Genomic DNA, 10,100 nt, shown 5'->3' with positions numbered 1-10,100 from the left:
CCGGAGCAGGCCGAACCCGATGGGCGATGCGCTGGAAACCCGCGTTGAACGCCTTCGCCATCACCTTCAGCGACCGCCTCCCAGCCGCTGAGACCTACTAACCAAGATCGCCGGAAACACCTTTAGCGAGACAGGCCCGCGTCGGGACAGTCAACCTGGCGGGGCACGAACTCGATGTCAGGCGGGACGCCCATCGTGAACGTGGAGTTGGAGGAGCCGGTGTTCATACACTCGATACTGCCGCATCGAACTCCGGGATGAACTCGCGGACGACGGGCGAGCGTGATCGGCGGGCCAGCGCTGGCCGCAGGCCGCGCAGGTAGTGACGGCCGCGGGGGGACTGCACCAGCGGCAGCAGCCCGATTCCGGCTCGCATCGTGGCTATCGCTTCCCCCACATCGCCGTGCTGCAGCTGAGCACGCGCGAGGAACGTGCTGTGGAGCAGTCCGGAGCGCGCGTAGGCCGGTGCCGCGCCCTCACCTGGGGCGATCATGCCGGCGACGGCCCCGGACAGTAGGTCGATGCCCTCCCCGAGTAGTCGGTGCCGGTTGGCGGTGGTGCGCTCAGCCAGTACGACGAGGGCTTGTCCCGCCTCGGCCGAAAGTTGCATTGGGCTGAGGTAGTAGAGGAAGGACGGCCTGTCCCGCGTCTGTCCGTGATTGAGCATCTCGGCGGCTTCTTCGGCGCATCGCCGGAACTGGGCCAGATCGCCGTTGGCCGCGGCGGCCGTCGCTTCTCGTCCTACCAGCTTTGCGCGCAGCACGAGGTCGCCGGAGCGGCACTCGCTCTTGGCGGCTTCCGCGAGACGCACAGCCTCGGGGCCGTGACCGGCGAAGGTCGAGACGTAGCTGAGCATTCCGATGGCGTTGGCTGAGCGCTCCTGGTCGCCGAGGGTGCGGCATACACCTACGCTGAGCAGGAGGTAACGCTCGGAAGCGCCGTAACGGCTCGAGTCGAAGTGCAGCCAGCCCAGCAGTTGGGCGAGATCAGCGACAATGGTCAACAAGCGGCGTCCCGTGGAGGTGCCGTAGTTCGCGTGTTGGACCAGGTCCATGACGCTTCTCAACTCGGCGGTGACGTACCGCACGCTCAGCGCGCCGCCACCGTGCCGGTCGTCGAGGCGCCGCAAGGCAGCGACATGGCAGGCGATCACGTCGACCTGTTCGGAGAGAACGAACTCGTGTCCGGCCCGGTTGCGAGCGGCCAGGACCGCCCCATGAAGCTGGTCGAGCACGACAGCGGTCAGGTCGGCTCCGGAGGCGCCGCCGATGGGGCTGTGCGGGGTGGCCGCCGCCGTGGTCAGATGAGTTAACTCCCGCACGAGATCGTCGAGGTGGTTGACCTCTCCGAGCCCGGTGGCCGCCGACTGGTTGCTGCGACCGGGATCCCCGCGGCCCGGCCAGATCGAAGCGGCGGCCACCGGGAAGCCGAGCCGGTCCGTTAGCACCGCGGCCACGAGATCAGGAATCGGTGGACGGGGCCGGAAGCCTCGCCGGACCCACGGATACGCGGCGGTCGGGTCTAGTCGGAGTCTGTCACGTCCCTGACCGGACAACCTTGCGTTGATCGCGGCGATCAACTGCCGCGGGCCCTACTCGGCGAGAGTCAAGAGTTCAGCCAGCGAGGATGCCGTCTCGGTCATATCACCTCCCCATCGAATCCAATCGCACAGTAGCGGATCAGTAACGCCACTGATGACCCGCGAGCGAGCGTCGCTGTGATGTTCACGAGGTTCACGGGCAGGTCCGCGCACATCACGAAGTTCACGGGCAGTGCCTCTTCCCGGGAGGGATCGACACTGATGGACTCTTTGCAGATAGGCGCGTAGATAGCCCACAAAGTGCCGGACGAGCATCGACGCGGTCCGCCTTTCGGGCAGGGCAAGTGTCGGTGTCCAGACTTCCCGAGAAGCGCAGCATCAGCTCGTAGATGTCGCGGCAGAGCTGCTCGTAGGTCACCCACAGGCGGGCGGCAACCTGCCAACGCCCGGCCGGCGCAAGGACCGGCGAACCACCGAAGATCGTGCGGGCGTCCCGCAGGTCAAGGTCGACGTGTGACCCCCCTGATGCCGGTAACCGCGAGCACCACATACGCCGCGATCGCCGCGCCGCACCTAATCCGCGTCGCCAACCGCCCAAAAGAAAGCCGTCCAGCCAAACAGCCTAGACAGGGAGCAATGATGTCACTACCTTCGGCTAGACAGTGAATCCCATGGATCCGCCCGGAGGTCCTGTGTCAACGAACCCCTCCAAAACCTACAACCGGCGTCTAGCAGGCAAAGTCGCCGCAAGGAGTGCGATGGACTCCGATGGCGACGCTTGAAAAGCAGCCGGTCGAGTTGCGACCGGCCGACATCCAGCCACTCGACGTAATCTACTTCGACGCAGGCGGCATGTTCGCACACGAGGGATTCACGAGCGGGTTGCTCATCATCATGCGGGAGATTCTGCGCGCGTTTGCGAGACAAGAGATGTCAGTGGGCGTGCTCTCCACGGTGGACATTGGTCGCGTACGGTTTCCTGATACTGCCGCGCCAGGCATTCGTGTCAGAACCGAGGCAGGATTAGACATCATCGAGAACGTCTTCAGCCCAGACCAGGCACGCCAGGTAGATCAGGTGCACCGTGATACCACGGCAATTTTACGCAGGATAAGCCCGAGGTTTATCCTCATGAATTCGCCCGCGGTGTTCCTCAGCGAAACCGACGTGCTCTATCGGAAATGGGCAAACGAAACCGGCGCGGAAATAATCCACGTCGTTGCTGATCACCTATTCCCAACGCAGCGAAGTCACGAGCCCGATATGGTGTCACGACTATATAAAGAAATGCGCAACGGGGCGGCGATATCACTCACGGACAGCATCAAGACGAAGTTCGACAGTGCATCGGGCATGACTTCGACTCGCTTTAAGAATCCGTTTGTTCTTGACGAGGTCGTGGCGAGTAGACCGAACACCAATATCAGCCAGCGTGTCGGGATGGTTAACCTGCACCCCATCAAGGGGCGCGCCGTATTCCACGAGATCGCGCGTCGCATGCCCGAACTAGACTTTTTGATCGCGAAAAACTGGCCCGACGTCGATGAGTACGGACAGAGTCCTTCCAACGTCACGGTGAAAGATTTTTTCGAGGAGCCGCGTGACTTTTACCAAGAGATAGCAGTTCTGCTCGTGCCGTCACTGCATGAAGACGGTCCCGCTCGGGTAGTCATTGAGGCGATGTTAAACCGCATTCCCGTTGTCGCCAACCGCATTGGCAGCATACCGGATGCGGGGGAAGAAAATGTTCTGTTAATTGAACCTCCGGAGATACTGGGATTCGAGCTCAACGGCGACGTGCTAGTGCCGAGGCTTGAACAGGATAGCCTCGACCGGTGTGTGAGTGATTACTGTGGAGCGATAGCGCTGGCAATGAGCCACGCGCCATCGATATCCAGCCAGGTTGAACGTGCCCACGCTATGGCATCCTCCTATGCCAGCGATGCTCAGCGAACTCTGGAATGCCTGGTCAAGAATTGGATCGAAGTCTGGAATCGGGCGCATGGTGGCCGGAGGGTACCCCTGTGAGTAAGGACAACGCTGCTCTTGTTGGGAACCTCGCCGAGCAACTCTTCCTTGCTCCCGACGGCTCCAACGTGGAGGCGCTTCATGCATTGCTAAGGCACGCTCTCGGCGCTGTCCTGCTGCACCAGGGCGAAGGCCCTCTCTACTCCGGAAGATTGCCGGCTGAGGAGGATGAGGAGTCAAGGCTGTGGTGTCTGCCAGAGGCAGGAAGTACGCCAGACGAGTCGCTTGCCCAGCTCCCGCAACTGCTTCGCGGGTGTGTTAAACCACACCATCCCTTCCTGGCGAAGAACATCATTCCATTGCCCTCGTTCGTCTATCTTGCGGCATACTCTGCAGCATCTCTATTCATGGGAAACGGCGTGACGGGAGAAGATGCCGGTGCAGCCCTCAGCGCCGAGCTTAGGTGCGCAGCCGCCCTCGCTGACTTAGCAGGATATGAACCGAACGGCGCCGCCGGTGTTTTCACCTTTGGAGGCACGGGGACGAATCTCTACGCGTTCAAAGTTGGGTTATCGAAGGCCGATCCCGGCGCCGCCCTGAACGGCGTTACCACGCGGGGCGTTTATATCGGGTCATGGCCATCACACTATAGTCACCGAACTGCGTCGACCTGGCTCGGCGTCGGTCGTGAGAGCTATGTGACGGTACCTTCGCTTGCGGATCAGACAACCGACTTAGTCGAGCTGGAGAAGTCGTGCCGTCGCGCCATTGAAGATGGTCTGCGAATCTACGGCATCATCGGCGCAGGTGGAACGACCTCGAACATGGCGATCGACGACTTTAGCGCGATAGCCGCGATGCGGGACGAGTTGGTGCGGCACTACGCTTTGGATTACCGGCCTCACGTTCACGCCGACGCCGTGGTGGGCTGGGCTTACCTGCCCTTCCTTTCCTACGACCTGTCAGCGAACCCGCTCGGTTTTTCGCACCCGGTCTGCGTCAAGTTGGGCCGACTTATTGGACGCCTGAGGACACTTCGCCATGCCGACTCGATGGGGATTGACTTTCACAAGACCGGATACGTGCCATACACCTCCAGCATGATTCTCCTAAGGGATCGACAGGATCTCGGATTATTGCGACGCGACGGCAGCGACATGACGCCGCTGTTTCATGACCCCGAAGCATACAACCCCGGGATTTACACGCTCGAGACATCTCGGTCGACGGCGAATATGATCGCGACTTGGCTGACACTGCGGACTCTCGGACGGGATGGTTTTCGGCGTCTGCTCGGGAACGCGTTGGAAAACGCCGAAGTGGTGCGAGAGCATTTGCGACAAAGGATGACCTCGGAGTTGGTAGTTGTGAACCCGGTGTCTTATGGACCCGATACATTCGTCAGGTGCTACCCGCCGACGAGGGCCCCACGCGATCACAACTTAGAGTGGAGTTCAGATCGTCTGGTGCAGATTGGCAACGACTACAACTCGGCTTTCTTCTCATGGCTGGCTTCACAATCTGGCACGTGGGCCAAGCTCCTCGCGGTCAGCAAGACCTCGGCAGCGTTCTACTGCGCAACCGGCCAGCCGGTTGTCGCGCTCAGGATCTACTCGCTAAATCCAGGAATGGGACGGGCGGATGCCCGGGAACTGGTCGATCGGTTAATCAGCGCGAAGAGGGAATTCGACGAGGCAGTGCCAAGCGTAGAAGGGGCCTGATGGCGAAAGTACTGGGAATCAATGCTGTCTTTCATGACCCATCCGCCGCTGTGGTGGTCGATGGACATGTTGTGAGTGCGGCGGAGGAGGAGCGCTTCTCGCGCCGGAAGCACGGCAAGACACCGCTGCCGTTTGCGGCATGGGAACTACCCGAGCAGGCCGCGAGGTGGTGCCTTCAGAAGGCGGGACTTAAGGCCGAGGATCTTGACGCGGTTGCCTACTCGTATGATCCTCGACTGGCCGATCCGCATGCCGGCGACGTCACAGCGGATGGATGGGAAGCGCTCCGCAACATGTATGCGTCGCTAGCTCCGCAGTTCCTCGCCGAGATGCTGCCTGGCCTAGACCCGTTGCGCGTCCGGTTCGTCCGACATCACGTAGCACATGCGGCGTCGGCGCATCTCGCGGCACCGTTCAAAGATTCGGCCGTGCTCGTCCTTGACGGGGCGGGCGAAAAGACGTCGCACCTCGCGGGCCTAGCCCGCGGCGGCGGCCTGGAGATCCTTGCGTCGCAGGCGCTGCCGCACTCACTCGGCTTGATGTACGAGTACGTCACCGAGCACTTGGGGTTCCGCCGGTCGTCGGACGAGTACAAGGTGATGGCAATGGCGTCGTATGGGACACCGAGGTTTCTTGGCGATCTGCGGCGCCTTATCGGCCCGACAGGCGACGGAGGATTCCACGTTGATCATATTGACTGGGCGCAGTACGCGCCGGGGCGTCGCTCCGGGCAGCCGATCGACCAGGTCCACTTCGACCTCGCCGCCAGTGTTCAAGTCCGGTTGCAGGAGGTTCTGCTCTCGTTGGCTCGATGGCTGCACTCGCACACTCTCCAGAGCAACCTCACGATGGCGGGTGGTGTTGCGCTCAATTGCGTGGCCAACTCGTACCTTGCGGAACAAGGCCCGTTCCGAAAGATTTGGGTCCAGCCGGCCGCTGGGGACGCCGGCACGGCCCTGGGCGCGGCTCTGTTCTTGGCAACGGAACTGGGCGATGATGTGAAAGGGATGTCCACAGCGGCGCTGGGAAGATCCTGGTCAGAGTCGGAGATTCGCACATGGCTCGACGTGGCCTCGGTGCCCTATGAAGAGTCGCGTGACATAGCGGGCGCTGTTGCTCGCCTGCTCGCCGATAATCACATAGTTGCATGGTTCCAGGGCCGCAGCGAGTTCGGGCCGAGGGCACTTGGACACCGTAGCCTTCTCGCGAATCCCACTTATCCCGAGAACCTCCAACGGCTCAACAACGTAAAAGGGCGAGAACAGTTTAGGCCGGTCGCGCCCATGGTTCTGGAGAACCACGCGGCCGCGATATTTGAGGGGCCGCTGCCCAGTCCATATATGTTGTTCACGCATCGCGTACGACCTGAATGGCGGGAAAAGATTGCAGCATCGGTTCACGTCGACGGCACGGCGCGTATTCAGACCATCTCGTCAGAGGATGAACCGCTGGTCGCCCAGATGCTTGAGAAATTCTACGGCCTGACGGGAATACCAGTCGTCATCAACACGAGCTACAACACAGCCGGTCGGCCGATGGTGGACGATCCGCGGGATGCTCTTGAAGCCTTCGGCTCCGCTGCCATCGATGCGCTTGCAGTCGGGCCGTTCCTGGTCAAACGGAACAGGACATTATAGGTGCACGAACACTCGGATCGCGTGCGATCGCCAGACGTTCCTGTCAGTGCCGAGACCGCTGCGCAACCAATAGAGACTCTGCGGATAGATGTTGGCGGCGAAATCGTTGTTGTTCCCATTGACGAGGTACCCGATTCGATCCGGAGTGCATGTCCGGAGTTCGAGATCGACGCGGCGCTCCTCTGGGGCCTTGAGCTTCAGCCGCAGTCCATAGCGGTGACCACCGTTTTCTGGATGCTTGAGCTGCCGGTGTGGCCGGAACGCGGTATCCCCTTTTCTCTGAGGCCCGTCGATGTAATTCGTATGCCCGGCAAGCACCCGGAACACGCACAGCGCATCGAGCGCGCGTCACTGAGCTTCCCGATAGACGTAATGCTCTATCGCAATCGACTCGTGATACTAGAAGGATGCCATCGCACGGCCAAGGCCACCATAGAAGGCGCGCCGACAATCTCGGCTAGAATCGTTCCACCGCACCGCATTCCGGAGATTATCGACTGGACTGCGACCGCGCGATCCTTCAACTTGCGGCTATTTATGGAAAGGGAGTACGGCATGAATGCTTAACTACGTTCCATGTCTGCCCTAGAGCCTTGAGTCGTGTGCATGCGTCGTCTCCTGCGATCATGCGTCAGACCCTTCGCCGACTACTTTCCGGTATTCAGCCTCGCCGTGTACGAGCGTCGTCAGCTCGGTGGCAAGCGCTCGTTGCGCTCGCCCCTCCTCAGGCCGCTGCACCGTCGACGCGGCCAACTCCTCGATCTCGTCCCTGGAGCGGAAGCTGTAGTACTTAAGGTACGTGACGACGTCACCCGCGTCGGCGTTCAACCAGAACTGGTAGAAGTCGTAGGGACTCGTCATCGCCGGGTCGAGCCAAACCGCTCCACCCTCGGTCTTGCCGAACTTTGTACCATCAGCCTTCGTCACCAGCGGGGTTGTGAATGCGTGCACCGGCCCCGCCCCTCGGCGGCGGATGTAGTCCACACCCGCTGAGATGTTTCCCCACTGGTCGGAGCCGCCGAACTGGAGCGAGCAGCCGTAACGCCTATTGAGTTCGAAGAAGTCGTTTGACTGCAGGAGCTGGTAGCTGAATTCAGTGAAACTGATGCCCGAATCAAGGCGCGCCTTGACGACCTCGCGGGCCACCATTTTGTTGACAGGGAAGTGCTTGCCGACCTCGCGCAGGAAGTCCAGCGCCGGCATTGGGTCAGTCCAGTCCAGGTTACTGACCACCTCGGCGGCTTTGTCGCCCTCATAGGTAACGAACGGAGCGACCTGAGCACGGATCTTCGCCACCCACTCGGCAACCACCTCGGGTGGGTTTAGGGTCCGCTCGCCGGCCTCCTTTGGGTCTCCGATCTGCCCTGTCGCGCCACCGACCAGCAAGAGCGGCCGGTGCCCAGCCCTTTGCAGCCGCCGAGCCGTATTCAGCTGTACCAGGTGGCCAACGTGCAGGCTGGGTGCAGTCGGGTCGAAGCCAACGTAGAAGGTGACCGGGCCTTCATCGAGGTGCTTACGCAGACTGTCGAGGTTGGTGGCGTCCCGAATCAGACTGCGCCACTCTAGGTCGTCGATGAGGCTCACGACGCTGGACTCTCCGATCAACAGGGTGATCCGATCCTACCTGCGACCTCACGCGATTCGAATACGCAGGGGGTCCGCCCAACTCAGAGGGAGTACTTCCCGCCGCGCCGACACCCATCTCTGCACGCTCTCGATCCATGACGGCTACGACCTGATCCGCAAGCAACGACACCCTGTACGGTGCCAAAAACTCTGTTTCCGGCTTCTGAGCGGCGAGTTTGCGTGTAGCTCAAGCTGCTCGGTGATACTTGTTGATCACGCCGCCTAGGACGCGGCGCCGGCGAATCTGGCGCCGGGTCTAGCCGCTGCCAGACGGCGACGGCATGCTTGCGAATAGGCAGGGGTTGGGGTAGCCACGGGATCAAGCCGAACGTCGGGAACCCACGAGCAGCCAGCCACTGCACGACGGCCACAGCGTGAGTGCGCTCCAGGCCGAACTCTACCGGCGTGATCTTGACGGCCAGGTTGTCGACGGCGCACACTGCGTTGGTGTGATGCCGCAACAGGCTGGCGCCGGCGTCAGACACGTTTAGGGGGCGGCGCACCTCGGCGAGTACCGGACGTGTTCGCGCTTCGACGAACATGGGGCTCCTACGGATCGAGCACTGCGGTTCCATCAGCGGGCGTACGGCCGTGCTCCCGAGAGGCCCGTGCATGGCCGCAACCCTCGGGCGAACCGGGGGAGCCTCAACGGTGAAGTACGCCGGCCGCCGTGTCACCTCGAACATGCAGAAAACCCCGTGCCCATGGTTCTTGGCGGTGGTTAGCTTGCGCAGATGAGCGCAACCTCGGTGGCCGCGCCGCGCCTGCAGTTCTGCAAGACTCCGGGCGAGTTCCTCGCGGTAGCTGGCGACCATCTGGCCGCCGACCCGGTAGTCAGCACGGTCGTGACTACCGTCGCGCACCGGCTGGTGGCGCAGCAGGCCGATGGCATCGCGCAGCCCGACCGCAATTGGTGGCTGGTGGTTAGGGATGCATCCGGCACGGTCGTCGGTGCCGGTATGCGAGCGGCGCCGTTCGCACCCTATCCGCCGTTCCTGCTGCCGATGCCCGACGAGGAGGCCGTGGCCCTGGCCCACGCTCTGCACGAGCGCGGGGAGGAGGTACGTGCGGTCAATGGGGCCGTTCCTGCCGTTGCGCTGTGCGCCGCCGAGTTGACCCGCCTCGGCGGGGGCAGGGTCCAGGTCAACCAGCACACGCGGCTGCACGAGCTCGGTGAGCTGGCTTGTCCGGCGGCAGCGCGCGGCAGCCTGGAGCTACAGAGGTTGAAAGGCCAAGGTTCGAGCTATCTCGGTGGTTCGGGTTCGAGGGTCATGCCGGTGCTGGCGAGGAAGCCGGCGAGGAGATCGGTCTGTTGCTGACAGGCACGTAGCCGACGTTTGACCAGTTGGGCGAGGTGGTCGACACCGCGGGCGGCGGTGTTGGTCAGGCCGCGTTTCATCCAGCGCCAGACGCCTTCGGTGGGGTTGAGGTCCGGGGCGTAGGCGGGCAACCGGATCACGGTCAGCCACGGCCGGGCGGCGATCAGGGCCTGCATGCGGTGGCTGACGTGGGTGTTCAGGTTGTCCCAGATCAGCACCATCGGTGCCTGCAGACGCTGGTGGGCCTGGTCGAGGAAGGCGATGTAGTCGTCCTCGCTGAAGCTACCGC

Annotated in this window: 7 protein-coding genes and 1 pseudogene; 5 read left to right on the top strand and 3 right to left on the bottom strand. The window is 62.2% G+C overall.

Annotated features, from left to right (window positions below):
• Positions 1-223: 223 nt before the first annotated feature.
• Positions 224-1,456 carry a hypothetical protein gene (locus ACLQ25_RS32105; RefSeq protein ID WP_425734482.1) on the bottom strand — a complete coding sequence of 411 codons (1,233 nt, stop codon included), beginning with the start codon at positions 1,454-1,456 and terminating at the stop codon, positions 224-226.
• An 852-nt stretch (positions 1,457-2,308) separates the two neighbouring features.
• On the opposite strand from ACLQ25_RS32105, the gene ACLQ25_RS32100 reads away from it, so the two are divergent.
• The 4 genes from ACLQ25_RS32100 to ACLQ25_RS32085 are packed head-to-tail and all read left to right on the top strand — an operon-like array spanning position 2,309 to position 7,433.
• A complete protein-coding gene (locus tag ACLQ25_RS32100; RefSeq protein ID WP_425734481.1) occupies positions 2,309-3,568 on the top strand; it encodes a glycosyltransferase in 1,260 nt (419 codons plus the stop codon).
• The gene (locus ACLQ25_RS32095; protein WP_425734480.1) at positions 3,565-5,229 is read left to right on the top strand and encodes a pyridoxal phosphate-dependent decarboxylase family protein; all 1,665 of its coding nucleotides are present in this window, start codon (positions 3,565-3,567) and stop codon (positions 5,227-5,229) included. Before ACLQ25_RS32100 ends, ACLQ25_RS32095 begins: the two co-directional genes overlap by 4 nt.
• Positions 5,229-6,866, top strand: coding sequence for a carbamoyltransferase family protein (locus ACLQ25_RS32090; protein ID WP_425734479.1), 1,638 nt, complete (start codon positions 5,229-5,231; stop codon positions 6,864-6,866). Before ACLQ25_RS32095 ends, ACLQ25_RS32090 begins: the two co-directional genes overlap by 1 nt.
• 21 nt (positions 6,867-6,887) lie before the next feature.
• Positions 6,888-7,433, top strand: a complete 546-nt coding sequence (locus ACLQ25_RS32085; RefSeq protein ID WP_425734478.1) for a hypothetical protein — start codon at positions 6,888-6,890, stop codon at positions 7,431-7,433.
• Between the two features lie 78 nt (positions 7,434-7,511).
• Here the strand turns inward: ACLQ25_RS32085 and tyrS are convergent.
• Positions 7,512-8,450, bottom strand: a pseudogene (gene tyrS / locus ACLQ25_RS32080) (tyrosine--tRNA ligase); the annotation flags it as partial.
• Positions 8,451-9,226: 776 nt separating this feature from the next.
• On the opposite strand from tyrS, the gene ACLQ25_RS32075 reads away from it, so the two are divergent.
• Positions 9,227-9,811, top strand: a complete 585-nt coding sequence (locus ACLQ25_RS32075; RefSeq protein ID WP_425734477.1) for a hypothetical protein — start codon at positions 9,227-9,229, stop codon at positions 9,809-9,811.
• On the opposite strand, the gene ACLQ25_RS32070 is transcribed toward ACLQ25_RS32075, so the two are convergent.
• Positions 9,736-10,100 (bottom strand): transposase (locus ACLQ25_RS32070; protein WP_425734476.1); only part of this gene is annotated, 365 nt, incomplete at its 5' end. The genes ACLQ25_RS32075 and ACLQ25_RS32070 overlap by 76 nt on opposite strands.

The sequence above is a fragment of the Micromonospora sp. DT44 genome (assembly GCF_049841635.1).
Taxonomy (GTDB): domain Bacteria; phylum Actinomycetota; class Actinomycetes; order Mycobacteriales; family Micromonosporaceae; genus Micromonospora.
Note: the sequence above shows the minus strand (reverse complement) of the source record. Positions and strands in the feature narration are given on the sequence as shown.

Bases quoted from the DNA above. Each gene is read 5' to 3' on its own strand.
- ACLQ25_RS32100 (WP_425734481.1), top strand. From the start codon at position 2,309: ATGGCGACGCTTGAAAAGCAGCCGGTCGAGTTGCGACCGGCCGACATC.
- ACLQ25_RS32075 (WP_425734477.1), top strand. From the start codon at position 9,227: ATGAGCGCAACCTCGGTGGCCGCGCCGCGCCTGCAGTTCTGCAAGACT.
- ACLQ25_RS32090 (WP_425734479.1), top strand. From the start codon at position 5,229: ATGGCGAAAGTACTGGGAATCAATGCTGTCTTTCATGACCCATCCGCC.